The organism is Sulfurospirillum sp. E15m, from assembly GCF_059415145.1.
The window spans coordinates 514,567-532,654 of record NZ_JCAHZS010000001.1 but is presented as its reverse complement, the minus strand read 5'-3'; the positions used below and the strand labels follow the sequence as shown (position 1 = coordinate 532,654).

Sequence of the window (18,088 nt, the reverse complement as noted above, 5' to 3'; positions counted from 1 at the left end):
GGTGCTAACTTCTCGAAAAATTTTATTTGATCAACTCACCCCTATTACGATTTATGCAAAATTGCAGGCGTATTTTAAGGGTGAGCTCTGCTTTTTATTGGAAAGTGCTATTCATAATAATGATGGTAATTTTAGTTTTTTTTTCATAGGCGCAAGAGAGCGTGTCATTCACCAGCACGCTAAAAGCACCCATATTGATGAAAAAGGCGTGACGCACTCTTTAGGAACATCTCCTTTTCCTTTTTTAAAAGAGCGCTACGCTACCGTTGATCAAGAGCTCTATAAAACCTATTCGAAAGAACTTGGTGTTGGTTTTATCGATGGATTTATTGGCTATATAGGCTATGATGCCGTTAAGCTTTTTGAACCGCGTTTATGTGCACATATGGACCCGCTCAAAGACGAACTCGACATTCCAGATATTGATCTCATGCGTCCGAAGCTTGTTTGTACGTTTTCACACAAATCCAATACCCTTATCTTAACAACGTTTATGCCAAGCATTGCCGAACAAATGGATAAAATCGAAGCAACACTGAAAGAGCCTCATTATTATATTCCTATCCAAACGGCACAAGTCGATAAATCAAAAGGGTCTTTTTCGCTTTCAAAAGAGCATTTCTTTGAGATGGTTGAAAAATCCAAAGAGATGATTCGCAGTGGCGATGTCTTTCAGATTTTAATGTCCAATCGCTTTACACACTATACCCATATTGACCGACTGAGTTTTTATCGTATTTTACGACAAAAAAATCCATCACCTTATATGTTTTATCTCTCTTATCCTAACTTTGCTATTATTGGTAGCTCGCCTGAAGTCATGGTCGGGCTTAAAGACGGACGCATTATGCTTCGCCCCATTGCGGGTACACGCAAACGTGGTTCGACCTATGAAAAAGACCAAGCGTATGAGAAAGAGATGCTTAATGATGAAAAAGAGAGAGCTGAACATTTAATGCTCATTGATTTAGGACGAAACGATTTAGGACGTGTTGCTAAAGTGGGTTCAGTTCAAGTCAAAGAGATGATGCGCGTAGAGCGCTATTCACATGTCATGCATATGGTAAGCGATATCGAGGCAACGCTGGATTCCAAATACGATATGTTTGATCTATTTGCAGCAACGTTTACCGCAGGAACAATGACCGGAACACCTAAAATTCGTGCGATGGAACTCATTAGCGATTTTGAAGGCTTAAAACGTAGTTTCTATAGCGGTGCGGCAGGGTATTTTGGTTTTGATGGGAATATGGACAGCTGTATTATGATACGAACAGCTTACTTAGATGATGAAAAAATTATTTTTCAAGCGGGCGCCGGTATTGTTGCAGACAGTAAACCTGAACTTGAATATTTAGAAGTCACCAATAAATTAGGGGCAATGACCAGCTCCCTTGATGATCTTAAAGAGTAGTGCATGCTACTCTTTAGCCTCTTTGGCAACCCTGTTGCCCACTCTATTTCGCCGCGTTTACATAACAGCGTTTTGCAAGCACTCAACCTGGATGGCTGTTACATTCGCAAAGCCATTGTAGAGCCTTCTTTACTACTTTCAACCTTTAGAGATATGGGACTTCACGGAGCAAACGTGACGGTTCCCCATAAAGAAGTTGCGTTTGCACAATGCGATGAAGTACGAGGGATAGCGCAAGAAATTGGGGCAGTCAATACGTTGGTAAAAGAAGGGACACGCGTCATCGGATACAATACCGACGCCGAAGGATTTTATGAAGCGATTCAGAGCTTTGGAACCATTCGCAATGCCCTTATTTTAGGTGCGGGCGGTACGGCTAAAGCCATTGCTATCATCTTGAAAGAACATCATATCGACGTAACAATTCTAAATCGTTCCGCTTCAAGACTCTCTTTTTTTGAAGCAAAAGGTTTTACATGTAAAACGTGGGAGAGCTTCGAAATCAGCGCATATGACCTCATCATTAACACGACATCCGCAGGCTTAAAAGACGATGCCCTTCCTTGTGAATTGTCTGTTTTAGAAGCGCTGTTTCAAAAAGCGCGTTGTGCTTTTGACGTCATTTACAATCAATCAACCCCTTTTTTAACCTTGGCACAAAAACATCACCTCTTATATAAAGACGGGAAAGAGATGCTTCTCTTTCAAGGCGTCTTAGCCTTTAACCTCTTTTTTTCGAAGCGTTATGAATTCAAAACAATTGAATCATTGATGCGCCCTGCTTTTGAACTTTAATTTTATAAAGGAACACCGTGCAACGAGAAGAAACACTCAACAATCCTTATGCACATGACTACCAGCTGCTCATAAAAAATATTTTAAATGCACCTATTTATTGCGACCCTAACCAAGAAATCGTCTATAAAGGGGATAAACGTTTCACCTATACCGAGTTTAAAAAACGGGTTCATAGGCTTGCCAATCTTTTAACCTCATTGGGTGTCAAAGCAGGAGATACCGTTGCCGTCATGGATTATGACTCGCATCGTTATTTAGAGTGCTACTTTGCGATTCCGATGATTGGTGCTATTTTGCACATGATTAACATTCGTCTCTCCAGCGAGCAAATTCTCTATACAATTGACCATGCAGAAGATGATGTCATTCTTGCTAATAATGATTTTTTACCTATTTTGGAACAAATAAAAGGACGTCTTGATATAGAAACGTATATCGTACTGTCTGATGATGAGACGATTAGCCCTACATCTTTACATGTAAAAGGGGAATACGAGACGTTATTAAGGGAACAAAGCGATTTTTTTGCGTTTCCCGATTTTAGTGAAAATACCCGTGCAACCACATTTTACACGACAGGAACTACAGGACTTCCTAAAGGCGTTTACTTTACACATCGCCAGCTTGTCTTGCACACACTAGGGACATTATCGACCCTTGGCAGTGCACCACAACAAGGCAGTTTTAGGCAATACGACGTGTATATGCCTATTACGCCTATGTTTCATGTTCATGCATGGGGACTACCATATGTTGCAACGATGCTTGGGGTTAAGCAGGTGTATCCCGGACGCTATATGCCAGACATGCTCCTTGAGTTAATCGATAAGGAAAAAGTAACGTTTTCACACTGTGTGCCGACCATCATGCATATGCTTTTTAACTCACCCAAAATCGACCAGATCAATCTTAACGGTTGGAAAGTTATGATTGGGGGCGCATCGCTACCAAAAGCAATGTGTCAAGAGGCTTTAAAACGAGGTATTGATATGTTTACAGGGTATGGAATGAGTGAAACCTGCCCTATTTTGAGTGTTGCTCAATTAACACCCGAAATGTTAGAACTGGATGATAGCGAACAAAGTGATATTCGCATCAAGACAGGTCGTCCTATGGGGCTTGTTGATATGAAAGTTGTTGATGAGCAGATGCAATCCCTACCACGTGATGGTATGAGTACGGGTGAAATTGTCGTACGAGCACCTTGGCTCACGCAAGGCTACTTTAAAGACCAAAAGAATTCTGAGATTCTCTGGCATGGTGGGTATTTGCACACGGGCGACATGGCAAATGTGGACGCACAAGGGTATATTAAAATTACAGACCGAATGAAAGACATCATCAAAGTGGGCGGTGAATGGGTTTCATCTTTAGAATTGGAAGATATTATTCACCAACACCCTAGCGTCAAAGAGGTTGCCGTCATTGGAATAGAAGATGATAAATGGGGTGAAAGACCGTTGGCACTTGTCGTTCTTGATGCCACCAAACCCACCAACGAAAAAGAGCTCTTAATCCATGCGAAAGAGTTTATTAAAAAAGGCATTATGGCACGAGAAGGAATGTTACTTAAAATCAAATTTGTTGAGGGCATTGATAAGACCAGTGTGGGAAAAGTCAATAAAAAAGAGCTACGAAAGCTCTATAGCTAAAACATTTTACCTATAAAGAGTGCTGAAATAGTCGCTCAATTTCTGCGGCAGGCATTGGCTTACCGAACAAGTACCCTTGAAAAAGGGTACATCCATTTTCAAGAAGAAATTTACTCTGTTCTTCATCTTCCACCCCTTCTGCTATCACATCCAAATCAAAATTATGCGCCATTTCTATGATGGTCTTCACAATCATTGCATCATTATTATCCACCGTAATATCGCGAACAAATGATTGATCAATTTTGAGTTCATCCAATGGTAAACGCTTAAGGTAAGACAAAGAAGAGTACCCTGTTCCAAAATCATCAAGTGAAAAGCTAATGCCAAGAGAGCGTAAGGCTTCTATTTTTGCTATCGTCTCAACAATATTTTCCACAATTAAACTCTCTGTGAGCTCTAATTTAACACGGCGGGCAGGAACACCCGTTTGTTGAAGTACGGTTGCAACGGTGTCATAAAAATGAATTTCTTGGAACTGTTTGACACTCACATTAATCGACATATGTAATGAATGATGCGTATAAAGCTTTGACCATGTGAGCAGTTGCTCACATGCCGCATGCAAAACCCACGTTCCAAGAGGAATAATAAGTCCCGTCTCTTCCGCTAAAGGAATAAAATCGTTTGGCGGAATCAGCCCTTTTTGAGGATGATTCCATCGAATCAAGGCTTCAACACCTACGATATCTCCTTTTAAATTGACTTGAGGTTGATAAAAAAGAACAAGCTCTTCTTTCGTAATGGCAAGGCGTAATTCTTGCTCCATGGTTGTCTTGTGCTCAATTTTTTCTTGCATCATAGGATCATAAAAACTGATACGATTACGCCCTAATTTTTTAGACTGATACATCGCGATATCTGCTTGTTTGAGTAATGTCTCTTTATCGTATGTATTGCCGACAAAAAGAGCAACTCCAATACTTGGTGAACAGGTATGCTCGTACCCTAAAAGAAGATACGGTTGGTTAATAATATTTTTAATCCGTTTTGCAAAATGTTCAGACTCCATAGCGGCATCGGATTCTTTTAAACTAAGCCCTTCAAGCAATACAACAAATTCATCACCTCCAACACGACCTAAAGTATCACCTGAACGCAATACTTCTTGTACTCTTGTCGCAACTTGTTTGAGAAGCTCATCGCCAATATGATGTCCTTTCGTATCATTGAGTGCTTTAAAATTATCCAAATCAATCATCATTAAAGCGCCATATTTTTGATGTCTCTGACTTTTGGCAATGGCTTGGGAAATACGGTCATGTAAGAGCTGTCGATTGGGTAAATGGGTTAAAGAATCATAAAAAGCGAGCGTATGAATTTGAAGTTCAGCTGCCTTACGCTCAGAAATATCTTTTCCTAAAATCACATAATAATCTTGTTCACTAAAACGTATGCACTGGAGTACAAACTCCATAAAAAACTGACCTTGTGAATTTTTCAGTATAGCTTCAATCATACTACAATCTTTAATAGGCTCTCGTTGCGCTAATAAATATAGCTCTTCCGTAACCAAAGGAGGCAGCCATTGGCTAACGTTGCTTTCTAAAAGGCTCTCTCTTGAAGTTTCAAGTGCCGCGCACGCAGAGGCATTAAAATCAACAATCAGATGGGTCTTTGCATCTATTAACAAAATTAATTCATTAGAGCGGTCCAAAAGTGCATGAAAACGCTCCAGCTGGAGTATTCGCTCTTGCAACTGAGGGTAATAACTTTTGCGGACAGAACTCTCCCCTAACCCAATAATCTTTTGACGAAGTTCTTCATGTGTATCAGAGGGCATGGCTCAATATCTCCTCGACATTCTGTTGCGTCGGCATAACAGGGTTGGTGATAATACACGCATCTTGTAATGCCATTTCAGCAAGATGAGGAATGATATCCTGACTGACGCCTAGAGCACTTAAATGCTGCGTGAGTCCTAGTGATAGTTTAAAATCATGGAGTTTTTTTAAAAAATCATGACGAGATATATTGCCTTTCATGCCCATTTGTTCCGCTATCGCTTGATAGCGCTCTTTCGTATATTCAAAATTATATGCGACAGCATGATCCAGTAAAATAGCATTGCACAAACCATGAGGCAAGTCAAGCCATCCACCTAGAGAGTGTGCCATCGCATGAATAACACCTAAAGAAGCATTGGAAAAAGCAAGGCCTGCTAATAAGCTTGCCATAACAACAGAGGCACGCGCTTCTATATCATCAGGATGAGCAACAACCTTCGGTAAAGCATTTGAAACCAGAGAGATAGCCTCAAGGGCATATAAATCGGTTATGTTGGAATGCGCATTGGAGACATAAGCTTCAAAAGCGTGTGTTAGCGCATCTAAACCCGTATGAATACTCAATGCGGCATCCATACTCAGTGTTGTTTCAGGGTCAATCAGTGACACATCAGGAACAATAGATTTGCTAATAATAGCTATTTTAACATGTCTGTGAGAATCATTAATAATTGCAAATTGCGAGACATCTGCCGAGGTTCCAGCAGTTGTAGGGACACAAATGAGTGGAGGAAGGGGATAGAGAATTTTATCAACACCTTCATAATCTAAAATGCTTCCCATATTGGCAACCACGATACCAATGCCCTTTGCACAATCCATCGGGCTACCACCCCCAACAGCTATGATGCCATCGCATCTGTGTTCACGATACAGCTTAACGCCATCATGAACATTGGTATCTCTTGGATTTGGGACTACATTGTCAAAAATAATATAATTGATTTTTTCTTGCTCAAGCGCATCGGTAACATCTTTCACCCAACCCACTTGTTGGACACCTATATCGGTGACCACAAGCACTTTTTTAGCGCCTAAGTTTTTTGCATACTGACTTGCCATTTTTCTTGCACCGACGCCAAAAACAAACTCTGGTGATACACATTTTCGGAGTGATAATTCCATTTGTTTAATAATCATTATCGCCACCTTTTAGAGCAGGTTTCTTGATGCTAACACAACAAAACTTAAGAAAAACCATCCTTTTTTAAATAGAGAAAAGAGTATGCTTGTTTGTAGTATAACAGAAACAAAATGTTGATTAGATTTTTGTGCGAGATTCCAAAGCTTTAGATAAAGAGAGCATATCGACATTTTCAAGATGCACGCCAGTAGGTACACCTTGTGCAATTTTCGTAAAATGTAACGCGTAAGCTTTGAGCTTATCTTCAATAAATAAAATAAGCGCATCGCTTGCCAAAGAAGGGGTAAGTGCAAAAATGACTTCCTTCGTTCCATCCGCCACAACTGCATCAAGTTTGCTCAACGTCTCTTCTTCAATATCATTTAATACAAAATATTTTCCATCGAAGAGTTTATGCTCTTCCAGAACAAAAATATCTTTAGCACTCTCCACGATACAGAGTTTTTGAGCATCACGCCTCTCATCCAAACAGATATCGCAAATCTCATGTTCGCTAAGCGCTCCACATCGCTCACATTTACGAATACTCTTAATCGCACTTTCAATGGCATTGGAGAGTTTCATAGCCGCAAACGTATCGTTTAATACCATATGATACGCAAATCGAAGTGCCGATTTTTTACCAACGGTAGGTAAGCTTTCAAACGCTTCAACCAATTTATTGAATTTCTCCAAACCTCGCATCATTGAACAATCCCTTTTGAAAAATCAATACTAAATTGATGATAGCCTTCTTCATAGCTATAACACACTTCAAGGCCATGTTGCTGCAAGATATTTTGAACAATATACAACCCTAGTCCTAACCCACTACCGCATGCTTTTGAACCAGAAACGAATGGTTGGAAATATTCATCTACCGCCATTTTCAACGCTTCGCCTTCATTGGCAACAATGAGAGTATACTCTTTTGATTTGACATACACTTTGCGGCTAGCACTGTGTTTAATGGCATTGTCCATCAAGTTTTTAATCGCTAAAGCAATCAAGTCAAAATCGACTTTGACCACAAAATCAAAGTTACCCTCAATATGCAGTTGCTCTTCACGTTTTTTATCATCTAACATTAATAGATCAATCGCTTGGTCTAAAATATTAGAAAGTGTAGTCTCTTGCAGATGTAATTCATACCGTTTTGAAGCAAGCTGTTCAATTTTTGAAAACTCGGCAATCAATAAATCAAGCCTACCAAAGATACTTACTAAACGCTTTTTAGCCGTCTCATCTTCAAGCATTTCTGACACAATCCGGCCTTTACCAATCGGTGTTTTTAATTCATGCATAATGGTACGTAAAAAGAGCTGCCTGGCATTGATAAGATCGCGAATTTTCTTGACCGCCCTATCAAACTCGTTGGCTACTTCGCCGATTTCATCATTAGATTCACTATGACATTCAATGCTCAAATCACCACTGGCAAATTTCCGAATCTGTCCACTGAGTGTTTTAAGCGGTGCTATGCTTTTAAAAATAGAGATATACATGTAAAGTAAAATTAAAAGAGCAATCACAAAAACAATCCACAAACTCTCATTAAAATTTTTATAATCTTGGCTTTCTAGCAAAACACTTGATTCAAAATTATCAATGAAGAGATAGTAACGGTCGTTGTAAACAATCGAAGAAAAACGACTAATGGGAGAGAGTTTTTGAAAAATCACGACACCGCGTTCCAAAACAGAAGCACGCAGGTGTTTGCTGGTCACTTTTTTGAGTCCAAAATTATTGAAATACTCTTCAATATCGCCTGGCTGAACATTATTGCGGTACATGACTAGCAAATAATTAACCGATTGGATTTGGCGTTGTTTCATATTTTCCAAATTTTTATCGCTTTGATGTTCTAGCAAAAGTGCAAAAAACATCGCCAACAAAAACAGTGAAAGAAAAAAGATCGCACTGATCTTATTTAAAATTGAGTTTCTTATCATCCGACGAGCTTATAGCCGATGCCTCTCACAGAATGAATATATTCAGGGCTTTTCGAATCATCACCAATCTTCGCACGTAACCTACCAATAATAACATCCAAACTTTTAGAACCTTTATCTTTCAACGATTTGCAGTTATACACTAATTGTTCCCTAGAAATTGAAAAACCATTTTGCTTAATCATATAAGAGAGTATTTCATATTCAGCGGGAGTGAGGTTGAGAATTTCCGTTTTAAAAGAGATTTCATGACGTTTTTCATCGACAGCAAATACACTGTGGCTTTGTTGCTCTTCTTGAACAGAGCTTTTTTTATAACGGCGAATCAAGCTCTGAATGCGCGCATACATCTCTTTAGGATCATACGGTTTGGGTAAATAATCATCTGCTCCGATTTGAAGACCGATGACTTTATCGCTGATGTCACTACGTGCGGAAGAGATAATAATCGGAATATCATACTTAGCGACAATCTCTTTACAAACCTCTAAACCGTCCATCCCTGGTAGTGTTAAATCTAATATCAACAAATCGTATTTTTTAATACCTGCGCTCAGTCCCAAGTACGGGTCTTCGTAATTAGTGATTTTAATGTTGTATTTTGCAAGGTATTCACTTAAGATTTCTGCAAACTCTGCATCATCTTCTATCATTAAGACGTTAATCATAGGCTGCCTCAATTAAGCTTTTTTAGCATTATACAAAAATTGTGTTTTTTTCAAAATGAAGACCTTTTTCAAGGCCTTCTGAAAGAAAAAGAATTAGAGAACTCTTTATTTTGTTTCGGGGGCAGGAGCAGGTTGCATTGGCATTGCCATTGGGCGTTGTGGGCGTTGAGCCATCAGTTTTTTAAGCTCTGCACGTTGTTCTTTGGTTAAAAGATTGAACACTTTTTCCATATGGTCTGCTTGGAGCGCTAGCATTTTTTCATGCATTTCATTGTGCAATTTAATGAACTCTTTTTTATTAAAGGTATCGCCGCTGATAATGTCTTGCATTTTTGCCATCATTTTAGGATCGCGTAATTTTGCCATTTCCAATTTAAATTCACCTTGCAAAATGCCTAATTTATAGCGTTGGTCATCGCTAAGGTTGAGTTGTTGCAACATAGGAAAGCCCATGCCCCCTCTTCCACCTTGCATCATCATTCCGCCAGCCATAGGTGAGCCTTGCATCATCCCCATACCAGGTTGCATATTGCCACAATTGGTTCCATTAAATGCATATACGCTCGTTCCAAGCGCAACAAGGGCTACGATACTTAAAAGTGTCTTTTTCATCTTCTACTCCTTCGAAAGTTTTATGATGAAATCTTATCCTGCTCATTTTAACGACCTCTTAACGATTTGTTAATGTACCTTAACAACCAAAGTTTAATCTTGAATTTGGTAAAATCTTGTTCTTCAAAAACTTACATGTAAAGAGAAAACAGTGGAGATAGATTATTACGAAATATTGGAAATTACCAGAGATGCGGATTCTGGTGAAATCAAAAAAGCGTATCGCAAATTAGCTTTACAATATCATCCAGATCGCAATCAAGGCGATAAAGAGGCTGAGGAAAAATTCAAAGCAATCAACGAAGCGTATCAAGTTTTAAGCGATGAGCAAAAACGCGCAACCTATGACCGTTATGGTAAAGCAGGACTTGATAGCCAAGGATTTAGTCACTTTTCAGATATGCGCTATGAAGATATTATGGGTGACCTTGGCTCCATTTTTGAGTCTGTTTTTGGTGGAGGCTTTGGAAGTGGCAGTTTTGGCGGTGGGAGTTCAAAACAGAGCAGAAAATACAATCTAGATTTGGAAGCAGAAGTCACACTTGCCTTTAATGAAGCTATATTTGGAAGCAAAAAAGAGGTGAGTTTTTCATATAAAAAACCGTGTGATACTTGCGATGGCACTGGTAGCAAAGATAAATCCAAAGCAACATGTAAAGAGTGTAAAGGTAAAGGTCAAGTTTTTTACCGACAAGGCTTTATGACGTTTTCACAAACCTGCCCTGCGTGTAATGGCAAAGGAAGCGTTGTCACAAACCCTTGTCCTACCTGTAACGCAAAAGGCTTTACAAACGTTGAGGATAAAGTCACGATTGATATTCCAGAAGGCATCGACAATAATAACCGAATCCGTGTAGCAGGACGCGGCAATATTGACGAACGTGGAGCTCGAGGAGACTTGTACATCTTAGTACGCGTTAGAGAAGATGAGCATTTTGTACGTCATAACGATGATATTTATATCGAAGTTCCTGTGTTTTTTACACAAGTAGCCTTAGGCGAAACGATTAAAATTCCTACGATTCGTGGTGAAACAGAACTAGAACTTCCTTTGGGTGCAAAAGATAAACAACAGTTTATTTTCAAAAAAGAGGGTGTGAAAAATGTCCATACTCACCAACTAGGAAGTATGATTGCCCAAATTTCAATTCGTTATCCTAAAAAAATCTCGAAAGAACAACGAGAACTTCTTGAAAAACTTCAAGCAGATTTTGGTGTGGAGACAAAACACAAAGATGAAAAGTATGATGGCGTGTTTGATAAAATCAAAAGTTGGTTCAACTAAACAATGGCATCATTTATAGAGTATCAAGGCACTACGCTTTGTTACTCTATCATCACCAACCCTCGTCTCAAACACCTCTACATTCAAATTCACCCCGAAAAAGGTGTTATTGTCAAAAATCCTTCTTTTTCCAAAGAGCGCGTCCATACACTGGTACAAGAAAAAGCTTCATGGATTTTTGCAAAAATGCACGATTTGAAAAAACGTGTTAGCATTGCTGAACTCTTCTGCAATGAAGGGAAAGTACTCTACTTAGGTGAAGCGATTCTTTTACACGTCAATCAAACACCAGAAACCTTCTACAAAGAAAAGACCATTCCACTTGTAACGCGTTTAGTAGAAGAGTGGAGTTTTTTAATGAGTGTTCAGCCAACTAAAATTAGCTTTCGGAAAGCAAAAAAACGCTGGGGAAGTTGCAGTCATACGAATGAGCTTAGCTTTAACCTCAGCCTTGCTCAACTACCGCTAGAGTGCGTTACGTACATCGTCATCCACGAACTTGCTCACATTAACCATAAGCACCATCAAGCCTCTTTTTGGAGATGTGTGGCTGAATTCATGCCTGAATATAAACAGTGCGAAAAGCTCCTCAAAAATTTTACGCCATCATTTTCTTAAATAACAAAGTAATTATTTTTTTATAATTTAAGAGTATTATTAAATTATATCCGATACTATTTCGTGTTTTTTATTATTAATTATTATTCAAATAGGGGGCTCTATGAAAAAAAGTTTAGTGGTTGTATCATTTTTGATGCTAAGTGGACCTGCAATTTTTGCAGATTCTAATTCGTGGTTTGTAGGTGGTGAATTTGGCGGTATGAACATTCATGGGAAAAGTACTGGTTCAGCAGATGTTCATCTTTCTAATGGAGATATTATCGGAGAAGGTTCAACTTCTGATACAGTCAAAGCAACCTATGAAGCACTCAAAGTGGGTAAGTATTTTGATTTTGGAAGAATCTATGGAAGTATTGCTTATCAAAATAAAAAATACGAAATGACATCCTATACATACGGACTTGGCTATGATTATCTCTTCAAAAACAAATCAGACTTCACACCTTTTATCGGAATCAACGCCTCATACTCTATAGGTAAAGTTGATGGTGACCTTTCTAAAGAACTTGATCTTCAAGACCCAAAAGGATTTAATTACGGAGCAGAGACGGGTTTTATTTATGCAATTACAAAAAATACAGAACTTGAAATAGGTGTTCGCTATGTGATTAGTGATGTAGATGATAAATCTACAATCAACGACAGTGGTACAAATGTTAATCTCACACTTGAGAATGACCGCTTTATTCAATATTATCTTGGCTTAAACTATAAATTTTAACTTATAGAGGGGCTCACATGAGTCCCTTAAAAAAACAAAATTCTAAATCCTATTGCAACTAAAACAACGCCACCGAAAATTTCAGCTTTACTCTCCAACCACGTACCAGTGAATTTTCCAATAAAAATACCTATAACACTAATGATAAATGTTGTTACACCTATAATAGCACAAGAGAGTAAAGGGTTGAGTTCTAAAAGCATGAGACTAAAACCTGCTGCCATCGCATCAATACTGGTTGCAATGGCTAACATCAATAAAACTTTATTGGTGATGCGGGAAATCTCTTCACCAACACCTTCATTGATGCCTTCATAAATCATCTTAGCACCAATCAGTAAGAGCAACCCAAAGGCAATATAACGGGTATAGTGTTCAAAAAAGCCTAATAACCCCATACCGCCTAAATAACCAAGTAACGGCATCAATGCTTGAAACAAGCCAAAGAAAAGACCTACTTTAAGGGCAAGGTGTTTGTACTCGCTGCCTTGCTTTGCGCTAAGTCCAATAGACACAGCAAAAGCGTCCATACTCAATGCAAATGCGAGCAATAATACTTCAATCATTTCAGTTCCCCCCAATTATTGCCTATTGCTATTGAGACTTTTAATGGCACACGAAGTTGATATATTTCAACCATGATTTTTTGGGCTTCTTTAGCAAATACTTCTGCTCTCTCCTCTTTGACCTCAAAAATCAGTTCATCGTGGATTTGTAACAGTAATTTTGCCTCGTCATCCACCAAGGTTTTCATGATTTTATTCATCGAAAGTTTGATTAAATCCGCTGCACTGCCTTGAAAAACCGTATTAACCGCTTCGCGTAAATAACCGGCATATTGCATCCCATTGGCATGTTCAAAATCAAAATAGCGTTTCCGCCCTAAGAGCGTTTGCACAAATCCTTCTTTTTTGGCATCTTCTGCAATGGAGGCTAAATAATTTTTGATGGTAGGAAAGGTTGCAAAATAGCTATCGATATAGCTTTTTGCCTCTTTTGTGGAGATGCCAATCGTTTCAGAAAGACGTTTCGGTCCCATACCGTATAAAAGACCAAAGTTAATGCTTTTTGCGATGCTTCGCTTCGCATCAGCCTCTTCCTCTCCAAAGAGTTTGAGTGCGGTTTCTTTGTGAATATCTTTGCCCGACTGAAATGCATTCACCATCGCTTCATCATTGCTAAAATGCGCCAATAATCTTAATTCAATTTGCGAATAATCAATACCAATAAGCTTATAACCCTCTTTTGCGACAAAGCCGCCACGGACTTCGCGTCCTAGTTCTGTTTTAACAGGGATATTTTGCAAATTTGGGTCTTTTGAACTGAGTCTTCCGGTGGAAGTTCCGGTATGAATAAACGAAGTATGTACCCTACTTTGCGCAGACTCTTTGGAAAGTTTTAAGAGCGGTTCAATATACGTAGAACGCAATTTATACAACTCTCGATACTCTAGAATCTTCGCGATGCTTGGGTGTTTATCGACCAATTCATTTAAAACATTTTCATCGGTACTGTACCCCGTTTTTGTTTTTTTAATCGTTGGTAAGCCTAACTGTTCAAATAAAACAGCGCCCAATTGTTGTGTTGAATTGAGGTTAAAATTCGCATCGCACAACGTAAAAATTTCTGTTTTGAGCGCTTCAATCGCACTGTCTGTTCGTTTGAGAAGCGTTTCAAAATAAGCACCGTCAATTTGAATGCCCTCTTTTTCCATTTTCATGAGTGTCTTAATAAATGGAAATTCCACCTCTTTAGCAAGCTCTAACAAATTAGGTTCAAGCATTTCATGGAGTTTGTGAAAAAGCATCAGTGTCATCCAAGCATCTTCACTCGCATATTCACATGCTTTCTCAAGCGCAACGGAGCTGAAATTTTCACCTTTAGCAACCACGTCTTTAAATTTCACCATGTCATAATTGAAAAAGCGTTTGGCAAGGGTATCAAGACCGACGTTGGTTTCAGGATTTAAAAGCCATGCTAAAATCATCGTATCGGCGTATATAGCGACATCTTTCAAGCCAAAATTATTTTCGATAACCGCTAAATCGTATTTGAGATTTTGTCCAATAATTTTATGGTTCAACAACACTTCTAATGCTTTTTTTGCATCTTCAAGGCTAATCTGCTCTCCAACACCTAAATAGTGATGAGAGATAGGTACGTAATACGCTTCACGTGCATTGACGCAAAACGAGAAGCCAACGATTTTGGCATGATAAGCATCCAAAGCATTTGTTTCAGTATCAAATGCCACCAAATCGTCCTCATCAATGCCTTCAACAATGTTAAAAAGCAATCTTGCATCATCGACAAGTATTGGGTTAAACGTCTGTTTCTTGACTTCAGGGACTTTTACATGTAAAACTTCACTTTTAACACGTGAGAGCATTTGACGCAGTTCATACTTCTCCAATTCATCCACGATAGTTGCCAATGGATTATCGCTTGGAAAGTGAAACGACTCAAATTTATCGGCAATATTTAAAGAGTTATCAAGGCGTACTAATTGCTTGCTCATAAACGCACTCTCTTTGCCCTCTTCAAGCATACTTTGAACTCTTGGATTGCCTATCTTGTCTAAATTATTGTAGATATTTTCAATAGAGCCAAAATCATCTAAGAGTTTTTTAGCACCTTTAGGGCCAATGCCTTTTACACCAGGAATATTATCGGCGACATCACCGACTAAAGAGAGATATTCGTTAATTTGATTGGGATAAACACCAAATTTTTCATAACACTTTTCCGTGTCAATTTCACTTTTTTTCATCGGGTCATAAATAACCACTCTGCCATCGTCAATGAGTTGGTATAAATCTTTATCGTGCGTGACAATACGAACTTTAATATCGTGATGCAACGCAAATCTTACCGCTGAGGCTATGACATCATCGGCCTCAAACCCTTCTTCGCGGTAACATTTAAATCCCATTTTTTCAATCCATGAAATAGCAACAGGGAGCTGTCGTTTCAAATCTTCGGGTGCTTCAGGTCGATTGGCTTTATAATTGGGGTCTATTTCGTGTCGAAAGTTTTTACCTTTGCTATCTAACGCAAAAAGTACATAGTCCGTATCGTGTTCATTTTTAATAGCATGAATAAAATGGGCAAAGCCGGTTAAAAGTCCTGTAGGAAAACCTTGGGAATTACGAAGTGCGGGAAGCGCGTAATAGTTTCGGAAAAAAAAACCAAATGTATCAATAATAGTGAGTGTTTTCACACGAATGCCTTTACATGTAAATTATGCTAGTAGCATGCTTTAAGTTGTTCTACAACCTCTAAGAAAGGCGTACTTTCCAGTCCTTCTTTTTCTAAAATTCCAAGCGCAAGATTAATACTTCGCTCTGCAAGCGGTGCATTAATAGGAATAGCAGTTTTAACAACTTTAAGAGCAGCCGAATAAGCTCGAATAGCCTCAGGTGCTTCATCTAAGTTTTCAGTGTATTGAATTGATTGAATCATCTTCTCATCAAATTTCCAATGAGTAAAAATGAGTGCGGTAATTTCGCTACTGTTTACACCCACGAACATTTTTTCAACCATGGCTACGTTAGGGTTATTATCAAGTTCGGCTTTAAACTGATAGGTTTCATTGCTTTTTACAATTTCATCGGCAATCAAAATTTTACCCGTCTCTTGTAAGAGTGCAGCTAAGAACAGAAAATCAACTTTGCTCGTATCGACTTTTTTGTACCAGCGACTGACCAATATGCTTTGAAGATGTGAAAGTTGGGCAAATTCATCGGGCGAAATATTATAAGGCAAAAGATCAACGTTTAAAAGTTTTTTGATAGACATGTCTATCACCAATGAGCGCGTTGTAGACATACCAAAAAGACCAACCGCTTGCAAAACACTCTTGATTTCTCGACGAAAACTATACAAAGGAGAGTTTGCTACTTTGAGCAAGTTTGCAACCAACATCGGGTCTTCTTCAATGAGTTTAGCCAAATCAGCAATACTTGCATGTTCATTGCGAAAAAGCTCATTGATTTGTAGAAATGTTTTTGGTAAGGGAGGTAATGCACGAATACGTTCGGCGATTTCTGCTAGCATGCCATCTCTTTATTGAATTTTGAGAAGATTATAGCTTTCTTTTGTTGAAATCCCAATGAGACGTTATGCCTCATTGGGACGAAAAAGATTAACCTGGAATAGCGTCTTCAACACTTTCTGGATGATCAAGCGCATAACGGAATTTATCCATATCAATTTGTTTATCCCAAGCACCGACGACAACAGCGGCAACTGCATTACCACAAAGGTTACCCACGGCTCTCATCTCACTCATAAATTTATCAACACCTAACAGAACGGAAACGGTAGCCACAGGAATAGCACCACCCATAGCAGACAAAGTTCCTGCAAGAACAATAAAGCCTGAACCTGTAACGCCCACAGCACCTTTGGACGTGACCATCAAGATAAAAATAATGCTCAGCTCTTCGCCAAGCGTTAGAGGAATATTAAACGCTTGGGAAAGGAAGATGATGGAGAGTGAAAGATAGATATTGGTACAATCAAGGTTAAATGAATATCCCGTTGGAATAACAAGACCCGTTGTTCCTCTGCTCACACCTGCTGATTCAAGACGACGCATCAATGGAGCCAATGCAGATTCACTCGATGATGTTGCAAAAACAATCAGAACTTCTTTCGCGATAAAGCGCATAAATTTAAAAATATTAATTTTAAAAATCGCCATGATGATGCCAAGCACACCAAAAATAAACACAAGCACAGACACTAGCATAACACCTAGCAAACTTGCCATATTAATCAGTGAAGCCACACCGAATTTACCAATTAAGAAAGACATCGCACTAAACGTTGCAATAGGGCTGAACCACATTAAAAGGGTTAAGATTTTAAAGAAAAAAGTTTGTGCAATTTCGATAGGTCTTAAAATAGAAGGTTTATATTTTCCACCAAACGCAGAAATTAAAATCGCAAGACAAAGTGCCATAAAAAGCACTTGTAACGTATTGCCATGAAGAAAAGGGCTGATAGGGTCACTCGGAACGGCACCTTTTAAAATATGCCATACAGAGCCAACATCTTGTGTACCATGGGTAAATTTTTCAACACTTTTAGCATCCATAGAAGCAACCGATAAGTTCATCCCTTTACCAGCACCAAGGACATTGCCTAATAGAACACCGATAGCAAGTGCAAACGTGCTTACTATCTCGAAGTAAATCAAGGCCTTAAGACCGATAGAACCTACTTCTTTTAAACTCTCCAAGCCTACGATTCCCGAGATAATCGTCAAGAAAATAATCGGTCCTACAAGCCATTTTAACACTTGAATAAACCAGTCAATTCCTGGTTTTGCTTTTACTGCAAGTTGAGGATCAACGATACCGAAAACGATACCTGCTATGATGCCTACAACAACCCAGAAGGCTAAACTTTTGATGGTATAGCCTTTCCAATCTCTATGCTTAATTTTTTC

The 18,088-nt window shown here is 38.8% G+C and carries 16 protein-coding genes; 6 read left to right on the top strand and 10 right to left on the bottom strand.

All coding sequences use genetic code 11. The features are described 5' to 3' along the window. The first annotated feature begins 1 nt into the window (after position 1). From AC5SLP_RS02730 to AC5SLP_RS02720, 3 genes are read left to right on the top strand one after another with little or no spacing between them, the layout of a single operon-like run. Positions 2-1,414: an anthranilate synthase component I family protein gene (locus tag AC5SLP_RS02730; protein WP_495253590.1), complete on the top strand. Its 1,413-nt coding sequence runs from the start codon at positions 2-4 to the stop codon at positions 1,412-1,414. Positions 1,415-1,417: 3 nt separating this feature from the next. Further along, on the top strand, positions 1,418-2,209 hold the full coding sequence (locus tag AC5SLP_RS02725; protein WP_495253589.1) for a shikimate dehydrogenase: 792 nt from the start codon (positions 1,418-1,420) through the stop codon (positions 2,207-2,209). A 17-nt stretch (positions 2,210-2,226) separates the two neighbouring features. Next, on the top strand, positions 2,227-3,864 hold the full coding sequence (locus AC5SLP_RS02720) for a fatty acid--CoA ligase (protein ID WP_495253588.1): 1,638 nt from the start codon (positions 2,227-2,229) through the stop codon (positions 3,862-3,864). Between the two features lie 10 nt (positions 3,865-3,874). On the opposite strand, the gene AC5SLP_RS02715 is transcribed toward AC5SLP_RS02720, so the two are convergent. The 6 genes from AC5SLP_RS02715 to AC5SLP_RS02690 form a co-directional block, all read right to left on the bottom strand. Further along, positions 3,875-5,647 carry a putative bifunctional diguanylate cyclase/phosphodiesterase gene (locus AC5SLP_RS02715; protein WP_495253587.1) on the bottom strand — a complete coding sequence of 591 codons (1,773 nt, stop codon included), beginning with the start codon at positions 5,645-5,647 and terminating at the stop codon, positions 3,875-3,877. After that, a complete protein-coding gene (gene ercA, locus AC5SLP_RS02710) occupies positions 5,637-6,791 on the bottom strand; it encodes an alcohol dehydrogenase-like regulatory protein ErcA (RefSeq protein ID WP_495253586.1) in 1,155 nt (384 codons plus the stop codon). Before ercA ends, AC5SLP_RS02715 begins: the two co-directional genes overlap by 11 nt. Before the next feature lie 121 nt (positions 6,792-6,912). Beyond that, complete coding sequence (gene recR / locus AC5SLP_RS02705; protein ID WP_495253585.1) at positions 6,913-7,482, bottom strand: recombination mediator RecR; 570 nt, start codon at positions 7,480-7,482, stop codon at positions 6,913-6,915. Further along, complete coding sequence (locus AC5SLP_RS02700; protein ID WP_495253584.1) at positions 7,479-8,726, bottom strand: ArsS family sensor histidine kinase; 1,248 nt, start codon at positions 8,724-8,726, stop codon at positions 7,479-7,481. Before AC5SLP_RS02700 ends, recR begins: the two co-directional genes overlap by 4 nt. Further along, positions 8,723-9,394 (bottom strand): response regulator transcription factor, encoded by a 672-nt coding sequence (locus AC5SLP_RS02695; RefSeq protein ID WP_495253583.1) that lies wholly within the window; start codon positions 9,392-9,394, stop codon positions 8,723-8,725. Before AC5SLP_RS02695 ends, AC5SLP_RS02700 begins: the two co-directional genes overlap by 4 nt. A 105-nt stretch (positions 9,395-9,499) precedes the next feature. After that, a complete protein-coding gene (locus tag AC5SLP_RS02690; protein ID WP_495253582.1) occupies positions 9,500-10,006 on the bottom strand; it encodes a Spy/CpxP family protein refolding chaperone in 507 nt (168 codons plus the stop codon). A 151-nt stretch (positions 10,007-10,157) separates the two neighbouring features. On the opposite strand from AC5SLP_RS02690, the gene dnaJ reads away from it, so the two are divergent. The 3 genes from dnaJ to AC5SLP_RS02675 all read left to right on the top strand — a co-directional run bounded on the left by dnaJ (position 10,158) and on the right by AC5SLP_RS02675 (position 12,633). Beyond that, a complete protein-coding gene (gene dnaJ, locus AC5SLP_RS02685) occupies positions 10,158-11,291 on the top strand; it encodes a molecular chaperone DnaJ (protein WP_495253581.1) in 1,134 nt (377 codons plus the stop codon). A gap of 3 nt (positions 11,292-11,294) precedes the next feature. Next, entirely contained in the window at positions 11,295-11,909 is a 615-nt protein-coding gene (locus tag AC5SLP_RS02680; RefSeq protein WP_495253580.1) for a M48 family metallopeptidase, read from the top strand. A 118-nt stretch (positions 11,910-12,027) separates the two neighbouring features. Beyond that, positions 12,028-12,633 (top strand): opacity family porin, encoded by a 606-nt coding sequence (locus tag AC5SLP_RS02675; protein ID WP_495253579.1) that lies wholly within the window; start codon positions 12,028-12,030, stop codon positions 12,631-12,633. Positions 12,634-12,659: 26 nt separating this feature from the next. Here the strand turns inward: AC5SLP_RS02675 and AC5SLP_RS02670 are convergent, their stop codons facing one another. The 4 genes from AC5SLP_RS02670 to AC5SLP_RS02655 form a co-directional block, all read right to left on the bottom strand. Beyond that, on the bottom strand, positions 12,660-13,199 hold the full coding sequence (locus AC5SLP_RS02670) for a manganese efflux pump MntP (RefSeq protein WP_495253578.1): 540 nt from the start codon (positions 13,197-13,199) through the stop codon (positions 12,660-12,662). Further along, positions 13,196-15,853, bottom strand: coding sequence for a DNA polymerase I (polA, locus tag AC5SLP_RS02665; protein ID WP_495253577.1), 2,658 nt, complete (start codon positions 15,851-15,853; stop codon positions 13,196-13,198). Before polA ends, AC5SLP_RS02670 begins: the two co-directional genes overlap by 4 nt. Before the next feature lie 26 nt (positions 15,854-15,879). Beyond that, the gene (locus tag AC5SLP_RS02660) at positions 15,880-16,689 is read right to left on the bottom strand and encodes an HDOD domain-containing protein (protein WP_495253576.1); all 810 of its coding nucleotides are present in this window, start codon (positions 16,687-16,689) and stop codon (positions 15,880-15,882) included. An 88-nt stretch (positions 16,690-16,777) separates the two neighbouring features. Further along, positions 16,778-18,082, bottom strand: coding sequence for a cation:dicarboxylate symporter family transporter (locus AC5SLP_RS02655; protein ID WP_495253872.1), 1,305 nt, complete (start codon positions 18,080-18,082; stop codon positions 16,778-16,780). Positions 18,083-18,088: the final 6 nt, after the last annotated feature.

Coding starts and splice junctions, on each gene's coding strand:
- AC5SLP_RS02725 (WP_495253589.1), top strand. CDS start 1,418: ATGCTACTCTTTAGCCTCTTTGGCAACCCTGTTGCCCACTCTATTTCG.
- AC5SLP_RS02715 (WP_495253587.1), bottom strand. CDS start 5,647: ATGCCCTCTGATACACATGAAGAACTTCGTCAAAAGATTATTGGGTTA.
- ercA (WP_495253586.1), bottom strand. CDS start 6,791: ATGATTATTAAACAAATGGAATTATCACTCCGAAAATGTGTATCACCA.
- recR (WP_495253585.1), bottom strand. CDS start 7,482: ATGATGCGAGGTTTGGAGAAATTCAATAAATTGGTTGAAGCGTTTGAA.
- AC5SLP_RS02700 (WP_495253584.1), bottom strand. CDS start 8,726: ATGATAAGAAACTCAATTTTAAATAAGATCAGTGCGATCTTTTTTCTT.
- AC5SLP_RS02695 (WP_495253583.1), bottom strand. CDS start 9,394: ATGATTAACGTCTTAATGATAGAAGATGATGCAGAGTTTGCAGAAATC.
- AC5SLP_RS02690 (WP_495253582.1), bottom strand. CDS start 10,006: ATGAAAAAGACACTTTTAAGTATCGTAGCCCTTGTTGCGCTTGGAACG.
- AC5SLP_RS02680 (WP_495253580.1), top strand. CDS start 11,295: ATGGCATCATTTATAGAGTATCAAGGCACTACGCTTTGTTACTCTATC.
- AC5SLP_RS02670 (WP_495253578.1), bottom strand. CDS start 13,199: ATGATTGAAGTATTATTGCTCGCATTTGCATTGAGTATGGACGCTTTT.
- AC5SLP_RS02660 (WP_495253576.1), bottom strand. CDS start 16,689: ATGCTAGCAGAAATCGCCGAACGTATTCGTGCATTACCTCCCTTACCA.